Source organism: Orrella sp. 11846, from assembly GCF_048820935.1.
Taxonomy (GTDB): Bacteria; Pseudomonadota; Gammaproteobacteria; order Burkholderiales; family Burkholderiaceae_B; genus Algicoccus.
Map to the genome: position 1 here is coordinate 1 of NZ_JBMERD010000009.1, position 21,315 is coordinate 21,315.

18 protein-coding genes and 1 pseudogene are annotated in these 21,315 nt (G+C 49.2%); 7 read left to right on the forward strand and 12 right to left on the reverse strand.

All coding sequences use genetic code 11. The annotated features are described in order from the left end of the window. The coding region (locus tag ACOI06_RS08840; protein WP_420662185.1) for an AAA family ATPase at positions 1 to 745 on the forward strand (745 nt) is incomplete at its 5' end. Continuing rightward, entirely contained in the window at positions 706 to 1,404 is a 699-nt protein-coding gene (locus ACOI06_RS08845) for a DUF4276 family protein (RefSeq protein WP_420662187.1), read from the forward strand. The genes ACOI06_RS08840 and ACOI06_RS08845, both read left to right, overlap by 40 nt. 158 nt (positions 1,405 to 1,562) lie before the next feature. Here the strand turns inward: ACOI06_RS08845 and dusA are convergent, their stop codons facing one another. The 8 genes and pseudogenes from dusA to ACOI06_RS08885 form a co-directional block, all read right to left on the reverse strand. Further along, positions 1,563 to 2,543, reverse strand: coding sequence for a tRNA dihydrouridine(20/20a) synthase DusA (dusA, locus tag ACOI06_RS08850; protein ID WP_420662190.1), 981 nt, complete (start codon positions 2,541 to 2,543; stop codon positions 1,563 to 1,565). A 116-nt stretch (positions 2,544 to 2,659) separates the two neighbouring features. Continuing rightward, a pseudogene (greB, locus tag ACOI06_RS08855) lies at positions 2,660 to 3,133 on the reverse strand (transcription elongation factor GreB); the annotation flags it as partial. Between the two features lie 60 nt (positions 3,134 to 3,193). Further along, positions 3,194 to 4,072: a PHP domain-containing protein gene (locus tag ACOI06_RS08860; RefSeq protein ID WP_420662191.1), complete on the reverse strand. Its 879-nt coding sequence runs from the start codon at positions 4,070 to 4,072 to the stop codon at positions 3,194 to 3,196. A gap of 20 nt (positions 4,073 to 4,092) precedes the next feature. Then, positions 4,093 to 5,019 carry an alpha/beta fold hydrolase gene (locus ACOI06_RS08865; RefSeq protein WP_420662192.1) on the reverse strand — a complete coding sequence of 309 codons (927 nt, stop codon included), beginning with the start codon at positions 5,017 to 5,019 and terminating at the stop codon, positions 4,093 to 4,095. A gap of 39 nt (positions 5,020 to 5,058) precedes the next feature. Then, positions 5,059 to 7,893, reverse strand: coding sequence for a ComEC/Rec2 family competence protein (locus ACOI06_RS08870; protein WP_420662193.1), 2,835 nt, complete (start codon positions 7,891 to 7,893; stop codon positions 5,059 to 5,061). A 112-nt stretch (positions 7,894 to 8,005) separates the two neighbouring features. Then, on the reverse strand, positions 8,006 to 8,830 hold the full coding sequence (locus tag ACOI06_RS08875) for a TatD family hydrolase (protein ID WP_420662194.1): 825 nt from the start codon (positions 8,828 to 8,830) through the stop codon (positions 8,006 to 8,008). Beyond that, positions 8,805 to 9,593, reverse strand: a complete 789-nt coding sequence (locus ACOI06_RS08880) for an ABC transporter ATP-binding protein (protein WP_420662195.1) — start codon at positions 9,591 to 9,593, stop codon at positions 8,805 to 8,807. The genes ACOI06_RS08875 and ACOI06_RS08880 overlap by 26 nt, the downstream gene beginning before the upstream one ends. 16 nt (positions 9,594 to 9,609) lie before the next feature. Continuing rightward, entirely contained in the window at positions 9,610 to 10,887 is a 1,278-nt protein-coding gene (locus ACOI06_RS08885) for a lipoprotein-releasing ABC transporter permease subunit (protein ID WP_420662196.1), read from the reverse strand. 214 nt (positions 10,888 to 11,101) lie between these two features. Here ACOI06_RS08885 and ACOI06_RS08890 point away from each other — a divergent pair, with 214 nt between their 5' ends. The 5 genes from ACOI06_RS08890 (at position 11,102) to lysS (ending at position 17,276) form a co-directional block, all read left to right on the forward strand. Next, positions 11,102 to 12,145: a hypothetical protein gene (locus tag ACOI06_RS08890; RefSeq protein WP_420662197.1), complete on the forward strand. Its 1,044-nt coding sequence runs from the start codon at positions 11,102 to 11,104 to the stop codon at positions 12,143 to 12,145. Then, positions 12,127 to 13,851, forward strand: coding sequence for a single-stranded-DNA-specific exonuclease RecJ (gene recJ / locus ACOI06_RS08895; protein WP_420662319.1), 1,725 nt, complete (start codon positions 12,127 to 12,129; stop codon positions 13,849 to 13,851). The genes ACOI06_RS08890 and recJ overlap by 19 nt, the downstream gene beginning before the upstream one ends. Positions 13,852 to 13,891: 40 nt before the next feature. Then, positions 13,892 to 14,996, forward strand: a protein-coding gene (prfB, locus tag ACOI06_RS08900; RefSeq protein ID WP_420662198.1) for a peptide chain release factor 2 whose coding sequence is annotated in 2 segments (ribosomal slippage) — positions 13,892 to 13,972 and positions 13,974 to 14,996 — 1,104 coding nt in all. Because the reading frame shifts where the segments join, the coding sequence is not laid out codon by codon here. 10 nt (positions 14,997 to 15,006) lie between these two features. Then, on the forward strand, positions 15,007 to 15,759 hold the full coding sequence (locus ACOI06_RS08905; protein ID WP_420662199.1) for an SDR family NAD(P)-dependent oxidoreductase: 753 nt from the start codon (positions 15,007 to 15,009) through the stop codon (positions 15,757 to 15,759). Positions 15,760 to 15,764: 5 nt separating this feature from the next. Beyond that, positions 15,765 to 17,276 (forward strand): lysine--tRNA ligase, encoded by a 1,512-nt coding sequence (lysS, locus tag ACOI06_RS08910; RefSeq protein WP_420662200.1) that lies wholly within the window; start codon positions 15,765 to 15,767, stop codon positions 17,274 to 17,276. Between the two features lie 101 nt (positions 17,277 to 17,377). Here lysS and ACOI06_RS08915 read toward each other — a convergent pair whose 3' ends face one another. The 4 genes from ACOI06_RS08915 to hscA all read right to left on the reverse strand — a co-directional run bounded on the left by ACOI06_RS08915 (position 17,378) and on the right by hscA (position 21,310). Continuing rightward, positions 17,378 to 18,178: a hydroxypyruvate isomerase family protein gene (locus ACOI06_RS08915; RefSeq protein WP_420662201.1), complete on the reverse strand. Its 801-nt coding sequence runs from the start codon at positions 18,176 to 18,178 to the stop codon at positions 17,378 to 17,380. 63 nt (positions 18,179 to 18,241) lie between these two features. Further along, positions 18,242 to 19,036 (reverse strand): HpcH/HpaI aldolase family protein, encoded by a 795-nt coding sequence (locus ACOI06_RS08920; RefSeq protein ID WP_420662202.1) that lies wholly within the window; start codon positions 19,034 to 19,036, stop codon positions 18,242 to 18,244. 65 nt (positions 19,037 to 19,101) lie between these two features. Continuing rightward, positions 19,102 to 19,440 carry an ISC system 2Fe-2S type ferredoxin gene (fdx, locus tag ACOI06_RS08925; protein ID WP_420662203.1) on the reverse strand — a complete coding sequence of 113 codons (339 nt, stop codon included), beginning with the start codon at positions 19,438 to 19,440 and terminating at the stop codon, positions 19,102 to 19,104. Positions 19,441 to 19,450: 10 nt separating this feature from the next. Continuing rightward, complete coding sequence (hscA, locus tag ACOI06_RS08930; RefSeq protein ID WP_420662204.1) at positions 19,451 to 21,310, reverse strand: Fe-S protein assembly chaperone HscA; 1,860 nt, start codon at positions 21,308 to 21,310, stop codon at positions 19,451 to 19,453. Positions 21,311 to 21,315: the final 5 nt, after the last annotated feature.

Below are 21,315 nucleotides of genomic sequence, written 5' to 3' on the forward strand. Positions count from 1 at the left end.
TCCGAACCTTGGAGCTGGGCACGCTGAATCCAACTTAAAGAAAGAAACAGAACAAGGTACGTCAAAGAAAGTCGCAACACACTGCTACAACGCGATCTCCAACTGGAAGGTTTATCACTTTCATGACACCAGCGACACAGCTGGAATCAAGCGTCAGAGTTCAGTACATGACAACAGTTATCTGCGAATGGATGCCTCCAACCTAGCTGCATTTTTATTACGTCTACAAAACGAAGAACCTGCAGCCTATAACCAAATTCGTAAAACAGTTCGGTTAGCTATCCCTTTTTTTGATGATTTTGTCCTGAAACCTACCATTTTGCCCAGTGAAGAACAACAGGTGCGCTTACTGTGGAAACAACTGGGCAATGATTATGCGCTTTGGCCTAGTCAACTCTCTGACGGATCACTGCGCTTTATTTGCTTAGTCACCGCTTTGCTACAGCCAAATCCTCCAACCACCATCATTATCGATGAACCTGAGCTGGGTTTGCACCCCTATGCGATCACCTTGCTCGGTGCACTAATTCGTTCGACTGCTACACAAACTCAGGTTATCGTGTCCACTCAGTCTATCGGTTTACTTAATGAGTTCGATCTAAATGATTTAATCATTGTCGATAGGGAAGATGGTGGTTCGGTATTTAGACGTCTGGATGAAAACGACTTCACAACATGGCTCGAAGACTATTCCGTTGGAGAGTTGTGGCAAAAGAACATCCTGGGCGGGAGACCTTCACGATGATCAGAGTACATGTGATTTGTGAAGGGCAAACCGAGGAAATGTTCGTCAAGGAACTACTGCAACCCGCACTTACACCAAAAGGTGTTTTATTAATACCTGCTCTTGTGGGTAGGCCTGGACATAAAGGAGGTAATTTCAAATTTGGACGCCTTTATGTTGATATTGAAAAGCGTCTACTAGGCGATAAAACTAGTTTCTGCACTACATTTTTTGATTACTACGGTCTACCTCAGTCATTTCCGGGCAAACACGCTGGCACCAATTACACTGATATAGCAAAAAAAGCTGAAACAGTACAACAAGCAATGATCGAGGAATTAACAAAAAAACTAGGAGTCGACCCTATGCGTCGTTTCATTCCTTTTGTACAAATGTATGACTTCGAAGCGTTGCTTTTCAGCAGTCCTAACGCTTTTGCTAGGGGTATTGATAAGGAAGAGTTGGAACCACAGCTGAGTAAAATTGCAAATCAATTTGAAACTCCAGAGCACATTAACAATAGTTATAAAACTGCACCCAGCAAGCGCATCGAAGCCTTGATACCTGATTACCAAAAACCAATACTTGGAATCCTAGCAGCTTTGGAAATTGGTCTTAATGCTATGCGAGACAATTGCCCGTTATTCAATAATTGGCTGACTAAACTCGAGGCGTTATAAGGTGTAAACTCAACACTAAAATGATTATTTTCTCAAAAAAATCAAACTACTCGACGATGATTCAACTAATGCTGTGGAATTTAAAGATGGCGAAATTGTATTACGCCAACCATACCCTTGATCTACGCAATACATTTTAAATGTGCGTCAAACAGACTTCAAGCTTGCTTCAAGGTCTCCCACGCTTGGGTTAACAAATTTGCATCATTAAGATCTAACAAGCTGTTGTCTGAAAGCGTGCGACGCCATTGTCGTGCACCTCGACGACCAAGCGGCCAGTCTAATAACGGTTTGACGACGACGCGAAGTGGTACGCCATACGTGATTTGCTCATATGCATACTGGACCATGGCCTCAACAATCTTATCTTCATCCGGCATGGCATCGATATGACCCATGGCAACAGACAATTGCGCCAGAATCGCCGGGTTGTGCCAAGCGGCTCGACCCAGCATCACCCCATCAAAACGTTTCAACTCATCCAGACAAGTTTCTACATCGGTCAAACCACCATTCAGAATAAAACGTGCTTCTGGAAAGATCGCTTTTAGTTTTGCGGCTTCATCGTATTGCAAAGGTGGGATTTCCCGGTTTTCTTTGGGAGACAATCCGCCCAGAACAGCATGTCTAGCGTGCACAATAAAAATGCGGCAGCCAGTTTCGTACAGTTTGCCCACAAAATCCTGCAAAAAAGCAAAATCAGTCTCTCCATCCAGACCCAGGCGATGTTTGACGGTCACAGGCACACTGGTCGCATCTTGCATGGCTTTCACGCAGTCGGCCACAAGATCCGCATCCCGCATCAAACACGCGCCAAACGCGCCTTTCTGGACTTTTAAAGACGGACAGCCGCAATTCAGATTAATTTCATCGTAGCCCCACTGTTCGCCCAACTTGGCACCCAAGGCCAGATCTTCGGGCTCACAGCCACCGAGCTGCAAAGCAACGGGTTTTTCAGCTTCATTAAATTGCAGGTGACGCTGACGATCACCGAATTTAAGCGCACCTGTGGTGGTCATTTCAGAATACAACCAAGCACGAGGTGCAAGCAGACGATGAAAAAACCGGCAATGACGGTCTGTGACATCAATCATCGGGGCCACACACAAGGCGTGGCTATCAGCAGGTAATGACAACATGTTTTAGTCTTCAAGAAAGATTCGCATCGGATAAGTCAATTTAAACCGTTGATTCATCCGACGCACGAGAACGTGGCATTGTAGGACACTAGGCTGAGCACGACACTCGCAAACGCTCAAACGTCGTAACGGACTTCGGTAATTTCTAGTGTTTGCGGACCTGAAGGAGTTTGCAACGTGACTGAATCGCCCTCGCGAGCTTTCAGTAGCGCGCGTGCCACTGGCGTAATCCAACTAATGCGGTTTTGTAGAGGATCGGCCTCATCAACACCGACAATCGTAATCGTGGTGAAGGTCTCATCTTCACTCATATATTCAACGGTCGCCCCAAAAAAGACCTGATCACCATGCTGACCGGGTTGCAGATCAACCACCTCCGCAATGTCCAGACGTTTTGTTAAAAAACGCATGCGTCGATCAATTTCACGCAATCTCTTTTTACCGTAGATATAGTCACCATTTTCAGAGCGATCGCCGTTTGACGCAGCCCAAGACACCACTTGAACCACTTCAGGGCGTTCCACATTCATCAGGTGAACCAACTCTGCACGCAAACGTTCATAGCCTGCACGCGTCATATAGTTTTTAGAGGTCGGTGATGACATCTTCAATTCCTCAGCGCAAACAAACTTCAGATATCCAGATGGATACTATTTCGCATAATCGATTTTTGCCACATCCCAGACGGCTGGGATATCGGTGGGTAAAAGTGGCATCGAACCCAAGTCATAGCGCCCTTCTTTGGGTCCATGAAAATCTGATCCACAGGATCCATGTAAGCCATATTGCCGAGCCACGCGTTCATAGAATTCATATTCATTGGGATGATGACTACCCGTATAAATCTCAATCCCACAACCGCCTAATGCTTGAAACTCTTTCACAAACGCATCTAGGCGTAGGCGCTCAAACTCATAACGGCCCGGGTGTGCAATCACAGCCACACCACCGGCCGAATGTATCCAGTGTAATGCCTCACCCAAAGTTGCCCAATTCATCGGCACAGCGGCAGGTTTCCCGTCACCTAGATACTGATCAAATACGTTTTGAATGGAACTGGCGTACCCTTGATCCACCAAATACCGTGCAAAGTGCGTACGACTAAGCATTTCAGGGTTACTCGCCAAGGCCTTTGCGCCTTCAAATGTTCCTGAAATACCCAGTTCTGTCAGTCGATCTGCAATGGACTGCCCTCGACGCAATCGACCTGAACGATTATGCGCCAAGCCTTCGACTAAAACGGAATGGGTCTCATCCACACCCAAACCCACGATGTGAACCGTGCGCCCACCCCAAGTGACTGAAATCTCAACGCCACTCAAAAAATCCATACCCAAATCATGCGCTGTCTCGCGCGCTTGCGCAATTCCACGAATCTCATCATGATCCGTTAAAGCCCAGAGATCAACGCCCTGTGAGGCTGCGCGTCGAGCGACGTCAGGTGGCGACAATACGCCATCTGAAATTGTCGAATGACAGTGTAAATCGACTTTGGTATAGGGTTTTTGAAGTGAGCGCTCGTTTGACAATCAATACTCCGAAATTAGTTTTAAACCAAGAATGATTCCAATAAATCAATCTCATGATCTTTAAGAAGGCTAGGTGCATGACCCACCCCTTCAATACTACGAACTTGTGTGCGTGCATTACTGGCTTGCATACGCGCAACCGATTCAGCGGTTAACAAATCAGACTCAACACCATGCAACACCAGAATATCTGAGGTGATTTTGCTATAGACATGCCAGAGGTACTCTTCACCTTTGGCCATCATTTCAGGCGTCATCCCCGCAAAACCCATCGCAATGTTCGGATCGTAATGCTTGATCCAGTGGCCATCTTTTTGCACAAAATAATGTCGTGTAAACATTTCCCATTGTTCATCTGTTTGTAGACCAAACGATTGGGCTGTTTGTCGCATATACGCCAGCCCTTCTTCAAAGCTGTCGTATTGTGTAAGGTCACCTAAATAGGCACCAATTCGTGCCAGTGATTCGGGTTCAACACGAGGCCCTACGTCATTAAGCACTAGACGAGTAATGGGCACCACCGAATCTGGAATACTGGCAGTTAAACGGGCTGGTGGCACAGGTGCTTTGCCGCTTTGTGCTTTGGCAACCAACGCACTGTAAACCATGGCAATGAGTCCACCCATAGAGGTTCCCACCCAATTCAGCGTTTTAGGTTGCAAGCGACCGATCAAACTCACCATATCAGCTGCATACTGAGGCACCTGATAACCCGCTGGGTTCACCAACCAATCGGACAAACCACGACCCACGACATCAGGACACACCACTCGGAAACGCTTAGACAGTCGCTTGGCCACCTCATCAAAATCCCGTCCATTTCTAGTCAAACCGTGCACACACAGCAATACATCGGGATTGTCCGGATCACCCCAGTCGTAATAAGCCATTTGATGGATACCTGTTGGGCTGCTGCAGGCAATTGATTCAACTCGGGGTGCACTCATGATGTCTCCTTCAGGGTGTGTTTTCTAAATATGATCAGTTCATTTTAGGGCATTGACCGGCTTCTGATCATGCCAGTAGCGTTTTCTGACTTGTCGGGCTGTGCGTACGACTAAGCCAGACGCATCTGAGTTGACTTCAATCGCCCCATCCTGGGCGCTCACCCACGTCCGTACACCCTGCTCTTTCCAGCGCTGAATTACCTTGGGATGCGGGTGTCCGAATCGATTGTGATGGCCAGCTTGCGCAATCGCATGCCGAGCCTTCAGTGCCTGTATCCATTGCAGTGCTGAACTGCTGATAGAACCATGGTGCGACATGAGTACCACATCGGTTTTAGGTACGGGCTGTCCTATTTCACATGCATCGCTTGTATGCTCAAGCAATGGTTTTGGATGTTTGCCTTTGAGTTTCACTTTAGGGATTCCCTCTCGTTTATCTTTGCTCTTTTGTGAGGTTTGCCTAACGGACTGCTTCGGATGTGTTGCACAAGCTGCAGGTTGATTTTGAGTTCGAGTTTGCGCTGTTTGTTTACGTTGGCCTTTACCTTTCTTTTGATGTCTTGAACGCTTGGGTGTTTTTTGAGTTGTTCGAGTTGTTTGAACCTCTTGGACTAATTGTTTTTCTGTTTGCGCATCAATATCACCTGGAAGCAGCGCAGAATGCCAGCGACCACTGATCCGCAGCACACAGCTGCAGCGATTTCGTTGTGCACCTTCAAGCGTGTGGTTGGCGCAATCACTGCGTGGTGCAAGCATTTGAAACTGCACACCATCATATTCCCAAAACTGACCGGCCCGACAAGCGCGATAAACCATGGGATGCAGTCCTGAACCCCATAATTGTTTAATTTCACGGGTTTTCTGTAGGGTGGCGAGTCCGCCTACGTGATCTAGATCAGGATGAGAAATCACCACATCATCTAAGCTTCGGATTCCCATAGCTTTTAGCTGAGGCAACACAATATTTTGGACGGCGTCCGACTCGCCATGTTGCCAACCCGTATCGTACAGAACCTGATGCTGCGCTGTTTCAATCAATACAGATTCACCCTGCCCGAGATCGAAGGCCGTTAGCCGCCAGCCACCCGTTTCAGGATGTGTTGGATGCCAACACAATTGCGGCAACAATAACAACCAAGCGGTATGCCGACTCAAACCCACTGGCAGGCACAAAGCCAAGCCAACACCTAGGACACTTAACAGCACCCAACCGATCGGCGCTTGTGTGACATCCATCGTCGAAGGGATTGTTTGAACAAGCCAATGGACAGGTGCAAATCCAATTACGGCCAAAGCATGCACAAGTTGTCCCAAGGGCTCCAAGCTCGACAAAGGCAAACCAAAGCCTGCGACCACAGCACTCAAGAACGCCAATCCTAATGCAGCCGGTGTCACCACGGCTCCAACCCAAGGAATCGCCCATAGATTGGTCAGCACGCTGATGACACTCACTTGCGGAAATATCCAAGCCAGCAGCGGTAAAGTCGCCAGCGTTAAAACACATTGAAACCGCAACAAGCATAAAAATGAACGGTTCACTTGTTTTGTGCGCCACCACGCCAGCAAATCAGTCCGTTTTTGACGGCACCAGAACCATACAGTTTGGTCAAAGCTTGTTTGTTGGATCGAATGACCGGGCTGATCTAGTTGAGCTGGCTGGGTAGATAGAAGTTCAGGTCTGCGTTTTTTAACATTGGCCTGAAAAGCCAAGCCCATCGCAAGCAGTGCCAAGACAGCCGTAAACGACAGCCACAATCCATGCGCCAAGATGGCATGTGGCTCCAGCACCGTAATCGCAAACAAAGCAATGCCTAATGCATCACTGGTTCGAAGACGAAATCGACCCAATAAAGACAGACTCACTGTTGCGAGCATTAAAAATGTGCGTCGCGCCGACAACCCCCAACCCGCCAGTAAGCAATACACCAGCGCACACAAAAGCCCTGTTAAAACCGAAACTGATCGCCTAGAGAATCGCTGCGTGATCGCTTGCCCATGCCAGCGCAGATGATCAAACAGAAATCCTGCAAACAACCCACCCAAAGAAGCCACGAGCGACACATGGGTTCCACTGATGGCCACCAAATGAGAAATCCCAGCGTTTGCAAACCACTGCCATTGCCCAGTGTCTATCCCTTGCTGATCTCCAAACACCAGCGCAATCAGAACACCCGCATACGTTTTTCCCCCAAGCACGGTTTGCATCGATGCGATTAGTTTGGCACGTAAAGCCTCCAGCCAACTGCCCAGTGTGGGGGTTAGCCCAATGGCAAGCAGTTTGGCAGCTCCCCTCACCCTTGCTTGCGCATAAATTTGTTTGGCATACAGTTGCTGCTGCGCATCGTCACCATAAAAGTTGAGATGCCCGTGTGGCGCACGCCAGTTCAACCGAGATGACCAACGTTGCCCCACACGGATCACTTGCGCACAATCTCGCACACATGCATCAAACCATGTCACCCAGACTTGTCGATCCACCATGACTTTGGGGCCTTGTTCGATGAGCACAAGTGCTTTGACTTGTGCCGTGAACCCTTGGCCCGATTGCACTGGCAAACCAATGACGACGTACTGCGCTGACGTTGTCTGATTATCGAGCGCTAAAGGCAAGCGACGTAGCAAATCGCGATGACCCTGCAAACCCGTCCATGCACAGGCAAGCACCGCAATCGATATCAAACGCAGCCACCAGAGGCCACTTGTAATTGCAAGCGTTTCAGTCTTTTGCGCTAAACCGGTTCGTGCACTCCACCCCAAAACGCCCAATGCAAAGACCGCCATACCAAGTAATAAGGGCATGGGCAACAACTCTGTCTGTACTTGTGCAATAACTAGACCCAGCAGCCAAGCCAGCGCCAACACCGCAAGTGGCATTTCCCGCCATACCCAAAAAACCTAAGAGCTGCCAGTGTGCCGTTTGATTTTGTTTAGACGTGGATGAATGTGGACCAATATCTATGCGGAATTACCGCTATTTTGTGACTAACTACTTAGCACACCATAGCGCACGAGCTTTGGGTAGGACACGGCAAGCATTGGTCGTCGTTTGTCGCAAAATGGTGGCTTCATCACACTCTCGCAATTGGGCCAGCACTTGTGCCATTTGTGCAATTTCAGCGGGTTCGTTACGGGCACCCGAACCTAACCAGGCTGGGGAAATGTCAGGCGCATCGGTTTCCAACACCCAGGCAGTCAATGGCAGTTGGGTCACAAGGCGACGAATTTGTAACGCACGATCAAACGTCATGGCACCACCTGCACCCAACACAAATCCTAAATCCAGAAATTGCTGTGCTTGCTGAAAGCTGCCATTAAAGGCATGCGCAATCCCACCGGGTGATCCCAGCCGGCGCAACCACTTTAAGAGTTCATCTTGCGACTTTCTGACATGCAATAAAACGGGCAGATCAAATGCTTTTGCAAGCTTTAACTGTTCTTGATAAAACACCAGCTGTTTGTCTCGTTCAGCGCCTTGTGAGATTTCAGGCACAAAAAAATCCAAACCAATTTCACCAATTGCGACTAAATTCGGATCATCACGATGTGTCTCTAAAAACTCACGCATACGCACCAGATCATCAGCCTGTGCATAACGAACGAACATGGGATGAATACCAATTGCGTAAGCACCACCCTGAACCTGTACAGCCAAGTCTCGTACCGTCGTGAAATTCGAAACTTCCACCGCTGGAATCAAGATCCCAGTGACACCTTTCGAATAAGCACGCTCAATGACACCCTGACGATCGTGATCAAACTCACGCGCATCCAAATGACAGTGGGTATCAATGAGTGGTGGCGCTGTTTTCATCAGAATCACCCGACTTACCCGACTCTCCAGAATCACCTGTAAGAGGCGTTTGCAAGTTCTCCAGCGTATGCCGATCGACTTCCTTTAACTGACCATCAACCATGCTGAGCACCCGATCGGTACGGGCGGCCAATGCCAGATCATGCGTCACAATCACAATGGCCAAACCCCGCTCACGTTGAACTTTACGTAAAAGCGCAAACATGTTTTGTGCGGTCTGTCGGTCCAGATTACCTGTAGGCTCATCCGCAAGCACACATCGAGGTTCACTCACAAGCGCTCTGGCCAGGGCAACCCGCTGACGTTCACCCCCAGACAATTGACCTGGAAAGTGCGTCACCCGTTCACCTAGCCCCATATCCTCTAAAAGAACCCGAGCTTTTTGACGAGCTTTTTCGCGGCTCATATTGCGAATAACAAGCGGCATCGCCACATTATCCAACGCGTTAAATTCACCCAACAAATGGTGAAATTGGTACACAAACCCGAGTTGTGCATTGCGAATCGCACTGCGTTGCGTCTCGCGCATGCGGGCTGTGGATTGCCCACCGACTTGCACCTCACCTTCATCGGGTCTATCTAACAGACCCAGACAATGCAGCAAAGTGCTTTTACCTGAGCCAGAAGCCCCAACAATAGACACCATTTCACCGGCATGCACCCGCAAACTGACCTGACGCAGCACATGAATTTGTTGCCCGCCTTCCCGAAAGTAGCGATTCAGATCAATCGCTTCCAGTACGACATCGGATGAATTTCTCATAGCAAATTGTTCACTCTCAGTCATAACGCAACACTTGGGCAGGTTCAACACGCGATGCACGCCAGCTTGGGTACAGGGTGGCCAATAGTGACAACACCATGGAAGTTACCCCGATTGTCACAATGTCAGATGACCGTGGATCCGATGGCAATGCGGAAATAAAGTAAATCTCTTGTGGCAAGAACTGCACCCCTAAAAGTCCTTCTAGCGCAGGCACAATCACATCCACATTAAATGCAATCAAGCAGCCGCCCAAGACCCCAACCAAGGTTCCGAGTAAGCCAATTAATGCACCTTGAATCAGAAAAATCCGTGCAATCCGGGCGGGCGTTGCTCCAAAGCTTCGCAAAATTGCAATGTCGGCTTGCTTGTCTTTGACAGCCATGACCTGTGAGGACAGCAAATTAAATGCAGCAACCGCCACAATAAGCGCCAGAATAATAAACATCATGCGTTTTTCTGTTTGAACGGCAGCAAACCAGTTGCGGTTGTTTCTTGTCCAGTCCGCGACAAAAATCTGTCCACGCAACATCATTTGCAGCTCTTGCGCAATACGCTGCACATCATACATATCGTTGACTTTAAGTCGAACACCCGCTGAGCCCGTGTCACGGAACAGGCGTGCCGCATCTTGTGCTTGGGCAAAGATCAACGAACTGTCATATTCATAATGCCCAGATCGATATAGTCCGACCACCGTGAATTGACGCATCCGGGGAGCAAATCCAGCCGGCGTCACACTGCCTTGTGGCGCCAGAATCATGACGTTATCGCCCACATCAACATTTAAAATTGAGGCCAGCGTACTGCCAATGACGAGACCAAATCCATCAGGCTTCAGATCTGACAATGAGCCTTCAATCATTTGATCAGCCAGTTCTGAAACCTGCGCTTCCTCGCTAGGCTCCACGCCGCGCAACTGCACGCCCCGTAGAACCTGCCCTCGCATGACAATGGCCGGTGCCGACACAAAAGGCGCAGCACTCACCACATCAGGATGTGCTTTAGCCTCTTCTGACAGCGTCTCAAAAAGATCCAAAGTTGCCTGAGGTGTTTGTCCAGGTACAAACAACTCAATATGCGGCAAAACAGACAACATGCGATCGCGCACGTCTCGCTGAAAACCATTCATGACCGACAAGACCACAATCAGGGCAGCCACGCCAAGCGCAATCCCCACCATGGACATCAGGGCCACAAACGAGACAAACCGATCCCGACCACTGGCCGCAGCGCGCTTGCCGCCCAGACCGGCATAACGTGTTCCAAGCCAGAGTTCAAATGCAAGCTTCATTGTTTTTTTCCATAGCATCCTTGACTGAGGCTCAGACATTCTTTTTTAGACAAGCGCCCGAATACCCACAACCAACCTCTTTATTCTGAGTGTTTTCTCAGCATCATGGGTCATTATGGCACTTTGCAGCAATTCACAGTACGGTAGAACCGTACAATTGATCTCTTATTTTCCGAAATCATCTCGGATACCAATTTGTAACTAACACTAAATCATGCCCGCTTCCAACTGGATTGTTCCCGACGCCCTGCCCCCCAATCATCTAGCCAACTCACTGAGTCAGGCTTTGCAATCCACACACACGTCGCTGGCACAACAACTCGATGCCATTCTGTCCCGATACCGTGTGGAGATTTTAGACAGTGCCTGTAGTGATTTTGGCTGCACACCCGCGCAGCGCGTTCGCCTAGAAAACCTAGGACTGACACAAGCATTAAGCCCAAGCGAAGCGACCTTACCGATCGGCAGTGCACATGCTGCCTTAGAAGCACAACAGACTGACCAGTCTCAAGCAATCTGGGTTGCGCAAGCCTGTAGCGCGATTGTATCGTTCCAAGGCACTCTCTTAGTCGAACAGGCTCGCCTGCAGGCATCATCACAGGAATTACAGGCCTTAGCCGATAGTCTGACGGAACTCGATCTTAGCAACACCTACGGGATTGAGCTGCAATCCTTTAAGCCTGGTTTTTGGCAAGTCAGTGGACAGATTCCGTCTGAACGCGATTCAAAAGATGCTTGGTTACCTACTCTACAAAGCGTGCAAGACCAAGAAGCCAGCGATGCTTGGCCAACGGCCGAAATCTGGCGAATCTGGCGACAGTGCGTCAATGAAATTCAAATGCACTGGCACACACACCCCGTCAATCAAAAAAGGCAAGCTGAAGGCCTTCCAGTCATTAACACGTTATGGCTCTCGGGAGGCGCTCGAGGCTGGACGCCACAACCCAACGCAGATGCACAATGGTTTGAGACCTTCCAGCAACATGCAAGCCATGGGCTTTGGTCTGAATGGCTCAAGGACTGGCAAACATTGGTCACGCAGTGGCATACACACATCTTTGAGATCAAACAGCCTCAGCCAACTGTGACCTTCACCGGTGAAGATCGCATTATTCGTCTCACACCAGGCAAACCGTCCGTCAAAAAACTATCATTGGGCGCAAAGATTCAAAAACTCTTTTCTCGCTCAACACCAACCAATTCGCGCGCTGGTGCTGCGCAAACCCCTGAATGGAGAAACTGGTGGAACCCGTTGTAACTCGTGTTCGCACGGTCCCTGAAACCGTTGCACAACATTTAACGTCTCAAGGCATGAACCCGTTGCTAGCCCGTCTCATGGCCGCTCGGGGCGTCACAGACATTTCACAGACTTCGACTCAGTGGCAGCATCTCATCAACCCCGCATCGCTCACACAGGTTGATCTTGCAGCACGCGAGCTGGCCGATGCCATCGAACAACAAAAACGGTTACTAATCGTGGCCGACTACGATTGCGATGGTGCAACCGCTTGTGCAGTGGCCATCCGTGGTTTAAGAGCCATGGGAGCGCAAGTCGATTATTTTGTGCCTAATCGATTTGAGACAGGATATGGCTTATCACCTGATGTGGTGCAACTGGCTTTAAATCATCGAGCCGGACGCCCAGATCTTCTCATCACAGTCGATAACGGCATTGCCAGTGTCGAAGGTGTTGAAGCCGCACATGCGCATGGCCTGGAAGTAATTGTGACAGACCATCACTTGCCTGGCGATACGCTACCGCAAGCATTGGCCATTGTGAATCCCAACCAACCAAACTGTGGCTTTGAATCTAAAAACTTGGCAGGTGTGGGTGTCATCTTTTATGTCTTGATGGCATTGCGCCGTGAAATGCGCGATCGCGGGCACTGGAAAACTCGACCCGAACCACGCCTAGATGCCTTAATCGATTTAGTTGCACTTGGCACCGTGGCTGATGTGGTGCGACTCGATGCCAACAATCGGTTGTTGGTTGCACGTGGCCTAGAGCGAATTCGTCAAGGACAAATGCAAGAAGGGATTCGTGCCCTTTTTGCTGTCAGTGGACGTGATCCAGCCAATGCCAATTCGTTTGATCTGGGCTTTACCGTGGGACCACGCATCAACGCAGCCGGACGATTGGATGACATGGGCATCGGTATTGAGTGTCTGATCACTGATGATCCGACCGAAGCGCTCAGGCTGGCACGTGAGCTTGACGACATCAACCGAGCACGTCGTGAAATAGAAACCACAATGAAAGCGCAAGCCATTGAAGCACTCGAAGACATGGATGTCATTGAACAAGGTGCCCCCGCATTGTGCGTCTTTCATCCAGACTGGCATCAAGGGGTTGTGGGTCTTGTGGCATCACGCTTAAAAGAAACCTACTACCGCCCTGTCATTGCCTTTGCCCCTGCGGATGACGGCGATTTACGAGGCTCTGGTCGATCTATTCCCGACGTGCACTTGCGTGACGTTTTGGATCTGGTCTCTAAACGCCATCCTGGCCTAATTCTCAAATTTGGTGGCCACGCCATGGCCGCAGGTTTAACTTTGGACCCTGATGGCTTAGATCTCTTCGAAGAAGCTTTATCAGACGCCATTGTCGATATGACTGGCCAAACCACGTTTGAGCCTGTGATTGAAACCGACGGCTCACTGCCTTCGGCATGGGCCAATGTGCAATCAGCCACCATGCTTGCCAACCAAGTCTGGGGAGCGGGATTTTTACCCCCCGTATTTCAGGATCGGTTTCGCGTCGTTTCGCAGCGACTGGTTGGTGAAAAACACATGAAGCTCGTCTTACAACGGGATCAACAGCGTTTTGATGGGATTTGGTTTAATCGTGAGCTGCCGTTAGACGCAGACGTTGAAGTCGTCTACCGAATTGCTCCCAATATCTGGCAATCACGTATCTCACTACAACTCATTGTCGAAACAGCTTGGTCGAGTGGGCTAGAATAGGAGGTTACGACAGAATTATTCAAGCAGGAAAGTAAAAATCATGGAAGCAGAACGCCAAAACGCCCTGTCCGCTCGTCTATCGGACTATCAGGAAAGAGAACTCTCCGCTCGGAGGTATCTTTGACTACGATGAAAAAGCACACCGCTTAGAAGTCGTCAATGCCGAGATGGAAGATCCTTCCATCTGGGAAAATCCCGAGCATGCCCAAGCGCTTGGACGAGAAAAGAAAAACCTTGAAAATGTCGTTTTGACACTCAACGAACTCGGACAGTCTATTCAGGACGCACTCGATCTGTTTGAGCTTGCACAAATGGAGTCCGACGACGAAACGCTGCTGGCCATTGAAGCCGATGCCGATCAATTCCAAGAAGTCTTAGAAAACTTGGAATTCCGTCGCATGTTCTCCAACCCTGCCGACCCACTGAATTGCTTTATTGACATTCAAGCCGGTGCAGGTGGAACCGAAGCGCAAGACTGGGCGTCAATGCTCTTGCGTCAGTACTTGCGATATTGCGAACACAAAGATTTCAAAACCGAAGTCCTTGAAGAGTCCGAAGGTGATGTGGCGGGTATTAAATCGGCGACCATTAAAGTCGAAGGCGAATACGCTTACGGGCATTTGCGAACCGAAACTGGCGTACATCGCCTAGTCAGAAAAAGTCCATTTGACTCTTCAGGTGGTCGACACACCTCGTTTTCTAGTGTGTTTGTCTATCCTCAGGTTGATGATTCAATCGAAGTGGACATCAATCCAGCCGATTTGCGCATCGATACTTACCGCGCTAGTGGCGCCGGTGGTCAGCACGTGAACAAAACCGACTCGGCCGTTCGTATTACGCACATGCCATCGGGCATTGTGGTGCAGTGTCAGAACGATCGTTCTCAGCACCGCAACCGGGCTGAAGCCATGGATATGTTGCGCTCACGCCTGTATGAATTAGAAATTCGCAATCGCATGGCCGAACAACAAAAGATGGAAGACTCAAAAACCGATGTGGGTTGGGGTCACCAGATTCGTTCTTATGTGTTGGATCAGAGCCGTATTAAAGATTTACGCACATCAGTCGAAATTTCAAACACACAAAAAGTGCTCGATGGCGATCTGGATCCCTTTATCCAAGCCAGTCTAAAGCACGGTCTGTAAGGAGACATTCATGGCAACATCCGAAATCACGACTATTTTGTCAGGTGTCTCACGAGGCATCGGACGTGCAATGGCTGAGCAACTGGCCCGTTCTGGACAACGCGTGATTGCGCTAAGCCGTAATAGCGTGCCAGAACTCCAGGAAATTGCCAAAGCCAACCAAACTGATTGGAATGAATTGCTAGTTGATTTATCCGATCGCAATCAGACTGATGAAGCTGGCCAAGCCCTTAAAGCCATGCTGAAAGACGTCAAAAATGCGCGCATTATTTTAAATGCGGGTATTGTCATGCCGATTGTCCCGGCCGACCATCTGACAAATCTTGATGAAATTGCAGCCGCCTTTGATATCAACATCGTGGCACCAATTTATCTGACAGGCTGCTTCTTACAAGGTACACAACAAGCAGCGGACCGTCGCATCATGATTATTTCTTCAGGTGCAGGCCGAAACGCCTCCAAAAGCTGGAGCGTTTATTGTGCGACTAAAGCCGCTGTGGACCGCTTTTCTGAAGCAGTTCACATTGAAGAGCACCCCAATGTGCGTATTAGTGCAGTTGCTCCAGGGATTGTCGACACACCCATGCAGGAAACAATCCGTGGCACTGATGAAAGCTTATTTCCAAATCGTGAGAAGTTTCAGAATTTCTACAGCCAAGGTCAACTGGCATCCGCGACTGAAACAGCTGACAAACTTTTAAACCTTCTCAACCGAGACGACTACGGCAGCACAGTCCTTGATGACGTACGCCAATACACTTAAAAAACATGAACGATCAAACACCTCAAGAAGAAAACCATCTCATTGCTGAACGTCGTCAAAAACTTCAGCAGCTTCGTCAAGATGGGATTGCCTATCCGAATGATTTCAAGCCGACGGATCACGCACAGGACTTACACACAAAGTACGGCGAACTCGACAAACCAACGCTCGAGTCACAAGAACAAACAGCCTGTGTCGCTGGTCGAATGATGCTTAAACGCGTCATGGGTAAAGCCAGCTTTGCGACTTTACAAGATGGCAGTGGACGCATCCAGATTTATCTTGATCGCAAGACGCTTGGTGAAGAACTCTATGAGTCTTTTAAGCATTGGGATCTGGGTGACATTCTGGGCGTCAATGGCACAATCTTTAAAACTAATAAAGGTGAGCTCTCCATTCACGCCACTAGCGTGCGTTTGTTGAGCAAATCGCTACGGCCTTTACCGGATAAATTTCACGGACTAGCCGATCAAGAACTGCGCTACCGTCAACGTTATGTGGATTTGATCACCACAGAACAGACACGTCAGACATTTTTACAGCGTAGCAAAGCCATTGGGGCCGTGCGACAAATCATGGAAGCGCATCAATTCCTCGAAGTCGAAACACCCATGCTGCAAGTGATTCCAGGTGGTGCGGCGGCTAAACCGTTTGTGACCCATCACAATGCGCTTGATATGCCCATGTACTTGCGCATTGCACCTGAGCTCTACCTCAAGCGTTTAATTGTGGGCGGCTTTGAGCGAGTCTTTGAAATCAACCGTAACTTCCGTAATGAAGGGGTGAGTCCACGACACAATCCTGAATTTACAATGATGGAATTTTATGCAGCCTATACAGAATATCACTGGCTGATGGATTTCACAGAAGCACTCATTCGTGAAGTTGCCATTCGCACGACAGGTAGTGCCACCCTCAGCTATCAAGAAAAAATACTGGATTTTGCGCAACCGTTTAAACGTTTAACGATTGTGCAAGCCATTCAGGCCCATGCACCGCAATACACAGATGCACAACTGCAAGACACTGAGTTCCTTAAAGCAGAATTGCAAAAGCTTGGCATCAATGTTCAAGCACCAGAATACACCAACGCCGCTCTGGGCACTTGGCAACTCGTGCTCTTTGAAGAAGTCGCTGAAGCCAAATTGTGGGAGCCGACCTTTATTATCGACTACCCCGTCGAAGTCTCTCCACTTGCTCGTGCATCTGACACAACGCCTGGCATTACAGAACGATTCGAGTTGTTCATTGCAGGCCGCGAACTCGCCAACGGTTTTTCTGAGTTAAACGACCCAGAAGATCAAGCAGAACGATTTTCTGCACAAGTGTTGGCTAAAGATGCTGGTGACGAAGAAGCGATGTATTACGACGAGGACTACATCCAAGCACTTGAATACGGCATGCCTCCAACAGGCGGTTGCGGTATTGGGATCGACCGACTCGTAATGTTATTGACTGACAGTGCCAGCATTCGAGATGTGATTTTGTTTCCTCACATGAGACGCCAAAGCAACTGATCACTTATCAGCAATAGTCATAAAAAACGGTGCAAAACTCATTCCAGAGTCTGCACCGTTTTTTACGTTCATCGCCTCACCATGGCTTTACACAATCATTGTCAAAGTGACACATCCAGAGCTTGTGTCCAGCGCTGCACTTCCTGTTGCACATTTTCTTGCGCACAGTATTCACAACCAACCCAGCCGCGATACTCTAACAAAGTCAATGCTTCAAACACCGCTTCATAGCGTATCTCGCCCCGATCGGGTGCTTGACGCTCAGGTACACTCGCAATCTGAATATGGCCAATCTGCGGCATCAAAGCACGCAAACGATTCAATACGTTGCCCTGCCCCATACCCACATGGTAGACATCAAACATCAGACGGATGTTGTCACGTCCACAGGCTTCAATCATGGAATACGCAGCTTCTTGTGTGTGATAGAAATAATCTGGACGATCATAGGGATTCATGGCTTCCAAAAGCAAAGTCATTTCTTCGCCTTGGATAAGGTCACTCGCCCAGCACAGGTTCTCCACAAAACAATCGTGAGATTGTTCGGCTTCACCTGATCGCCCAGGCAGTACATGAATCATGCTTGCATTGGCTTGGCGTGCCCAATCCAGCGTCTTTTGAAAGCTTTGTCTAAATTCAGCCTGACGACCCACTTGCGCAGCCAACCCCAAATCACCCGTAGCCTGATTGCCTTGAGGTGTGTTGACACTCAAGAGCGTCAGATTCAGATCTCGACACACCTTGGCAACCTGTGTGGGTGACACATCATAAGGCCAATGCATCTCAACACCCTGAAACCCAGCGTCATGTGCGCATTGCAAACGATCTAAAAGTGGCAAGTCATGCCACAGAAATCCAAGATTTGCAGAAAGTCGCCAAGTCGATTGTTGTTTGTGATGCATAGTCCTCTCACCTGTTAACACTACAAAACCAATGTTGAAGCCCAGATGAGCCTCAAACTCGATTTAATAGCCAGATGTTTGAGTAGACGATTCGGTTGATTCGCTACGAATTTGGGCAACAGCTTGCGCGGCCGCAGCTGACAATATGCCCGCTTCATTACCTGGCGTCACCATTCGGAAGCCCTGTTCCAATCGAGCCCGTGCAGCCACGCCATTGGAGCAGAAAATGCCAGGAATTTTACCGTGTGCGAGTGTGCGCGCCAGAATGTGGGCAATCGCTTTGACCACTGGCTCTGCAGTCGGCTCTGAGCTGGGTGCATGACCCAAATTCAAACTCAGATCATTAGGCCCGATATAGACGCCATCCAAACCATCGACTGCCAAAATGGCATCAAGGTTATCCAAGGCTTCTTGCGTTTCAATCATGCCAATGGTGAGAATTTCTTCATTGGCGTGGGTGTAGTAATCCTTTCCACCATAGAGAAAGCCACGTGCTGGACCGAATGAACGATCGCCTTCAGGTGGGTAACGGCAAGCAGACACAAAACTTGCCGCTTGCTCTGGTGTCGAAATCATCGGACAAATCACACCGTACGCACCTGCATCCAGTAAGTGCATAATTTCCGGACCATCATTACCTGGTACACGAACCAACGGAATGGCGGGAGTGGAAGATAAGGCTTGTAACATCGGCAGTGCTTGGTCGAATCCGATCAAACCATGCTGCAAATCAACCGTTACAGAATCGAATCCAGCATGTCCAATCAATTCGGCTGAATACGAAGACGGAATTCCCACCCAACCATTGGCCACTGTGCCACCAGCTTGCAGAGTTGCTTTGACGGTATTTTTTCTCACGATAGATCCTTTCTCGTCTGTGTTTGTCTCAACACCGAGACTGATCTATCGATCAAATCTCGGAATTAATTTTCTTTCGCATGGTTGATACTGTACCGTGGGATCTCTACCGTCAAGTCATCATCCTCAATAATGGCCTGACATGATAGACGAGACAAAGTGCTTAACCCCCAAGCGCGATCCAACATATCTTCTTCGTTGTCGGTTGCTTCTTCAAGCGAATCAAAGCCTTCGCGCACAATGACGTGACAGGTTGTGCAAGCACACACCATTTCACAGGCATGTTCAATATCAATATCATTGGCCAACAACACACGACAGATTGACTCCCCTTTGGGGGCATTCTCAATCACGGCACCTTCTGGGCAAATATCGGGATGTGGCAAAACTGTTAATTTAGGCATATCAATTCACTCAGAGTTCGTCTAAAGTTCGTCCGGTCAGTACCGCACGAATGCTTCGATCCATACGTTTGGCCGCAAAATCGTCTGTCTCACGTGAGAGCGCCTCACAGGCCTCATGGATCATATCGGTATCGTGAGACTCTAGACTGATTTTCACGCGCTGCATTTGCTCATCAATTCGGTTACGTTCATTGTCTTCGAGCAAATCCGCATCTTGATCCAATGCAGCCTGAACAGACTCAAGCAATTGCTGAGCCTGAACTTGCTGCTCACGCAGCATCCGATCTTGCGCATCAGATTCCGCACTATTAACCCCATCTTGCAGCATGCGAGCAATTTCTTCGTCGGACAAACCATGCGAAGGTTTCACCGTAATCGAAGACTCCACACCGCTTAACATTTCACGGGCAGTGACATTTAATAGTCCGTCAGCATCAATCTGGAAGGTCACGCGGATACGCGCAGCACCAGCCACCATCGCAGGAATACCACGCAATTCAAATCGTGCCAAAGAGCGGCACTCACTCACTAGATCGCGTTCACCCTGCACAACGTGCAAACTCATGGCCGTTTGGCCATCCTGATAGGTTGTGAACTCTTGTGCGCGCGCAACGGGGATCGTACTGTTTCGGGTAATGATGGTTTCTACCAAGCCGCCCATTGTTTCCAGACCCAATGACAAAGGCGTCACATCCAGCAGCAACCAGTCTTCATCTGCACTACGGTTACCAGCCAGTAGATTGGCCTGTTTTGCGGCGCCAATCGCCACAACCTCGTCTGGGTTCAAATTCACGAGCGGGTCAGTCTTAAAAAACTCACCAACTTTACGTTGCACCACAGGCATGCGCGTAGCACCCCCAACCATGACAACGCCATGAATCTCTGATACTTGAACCTCGGCATCTAGTAAAGCTTGCTTCACGCAGTCTAAAGAACGCTCGATCAACACATCAGATAAACGATCCAAGTCTGCACGCGTCAAGGTCAAGCTCGATAAAGCACCTTCCAAGCCTGTGTCTTGAGTCGCTTCATCAACCGTCGTGAGTTGTTCACGCACTTGACGTGCAGCACGTAACAATAGCCGTTCAGAGGCAGCATCTAACGTTGTATCAGGCGCTTGTTTTTGCAAGGCATCAGTCACAATCGCACGATCAAAGTCATCGCCACCCAGCGCAGTATCGCCACCGGTTGCAATGACTTCAAACACCCCTTGTGTCAATCGCAACAAAGAGAAATCAAACGTGCCACCGCCCAAATCGTAAACGGCGTAAACGCCTTGCGAACCATTATCAAGTCCGTAGGCCAGTGCCGCAGCTGTGGGTTCGTTGAGCAAACGTAAAACAGTCAAACCTGCGATGCGTGCGGCATCTCGCGTTGCCTGACGCTGCGCATCATCAAAATAGGCAGGCACTGTGATCACTGCACCGACTAAATCATCACCAAGTGCAGCTTGTGCCCGTTGACGTAATGCCATAAGCACTTGCGCAGCAACTTCAACAGGTGTAACGGTCGCATGGGTTGTATCAATCGCCACACTATTACCGAGTTGCGATAAACGATACGGCACCTGGGCTTGTTGTGCATCTGCCAGTGATTTACCCATAAGTCGTTTGGTCGAGACCAGCGTATCGAGGGGGTGCTGGCGTTGCAAAGCAAGCGCCTCCTGACCGATCAGGATGTCTGTTGGCGACTCATAATAAACAGCTGACGGCAACAATGCCTGTTCATGCTCGTCCTGTAATACCTGCGCAACACTGTGGCGCACGGCAGCCACCAGTGAATGTGTTGTCCCAAGATCAATCCCAATCGCCACGCGCCGCTCATGAGGCGCAGGCGATAGCCCAGGCTCAGAAATTTGAAGTAAAGCCATAAAAT

Coding starts and splice junctions, on each gene's coding strand:
- dusA (WP_420662190.1), bottom strand. CDS start 2,543: ATGTTGTCATTACCTGCTGATAGCCACGCCTTGTGTGTGGCCCCGATG.
- ACOI06_RS08865 (WP_420662192.1), bottom strand. CDS start 5,019: ATGAGTGCACCCCGAGTTGAATCAATTGCCTGCAGCAGCCCAACAGGT.
- ACOI06_RS08870 (WP_420662193.1), bottom strand. CDS start 7,893: ATGCCACTTGCGGTGTTGGCGCTGGCTTGGCTGCTGGGTCTAGTTATT.
- ACOI06_RS08875 (WP_420662194.1), bottom strand. CDS start 8,830: ATGAAAACAGCGCCACCACTCATTGATACCCACTGTCATTTGGATGCG.
- ACOI06_RS08880 (WP_420662195.1), bottom strand. CDS start 9,593: ATGAGAAATTCATCCGATGTCGTACTGGAAGCGATTGATCTGAATCGC.
- ACOI06_RS08885 (WP_420662196.1), bottom strand. CDS start 10,887: ATGAAGCTTGCATTTGAACTCTGGCTTGGAACACGTTATGCCGGTCTG.
- ACOI06_RS08890 (WP_420662197.1), top strand. CDS start 11,102: ATGCCCGCTTCCAACTGGATTGTTCCCGACGCCCTGCCCCCCAATCAT.
- ACOI06_RS08905 (WP_420662199.1), top strand. CDS start 15,007: ATGGCAACATCCGAAATCACGACTATTTTGTCAGGTGTCTCACGAGGC.
- lysS (WP_420662200.1), top strand. CDS start 15,765: ATGAACGATCAAACACCTCAAGAAGAAAACCATCTCATTGCTGAACGT.
- ACOI06_RS08915 (WP_420662201.1), bottom strand. CDS start 18,178: ATGCATCACAAACAACAATCGACTTGGCGACTTTCTGCAAATCTTGGA.
- fdx (WP_420662203.1), bottom strand. CDS start 19,440: ATGCCTAAATTAACAGTTTTGCCACATCCCGATATTTGCCCAGAAGGT.
- hscA (WP_420662204.1), bottom strand. CDS start 21,310: ATGGCTTTACTTCAAATTTCTGAGCCTGGGCTATCGCCTGCGCCTCAT.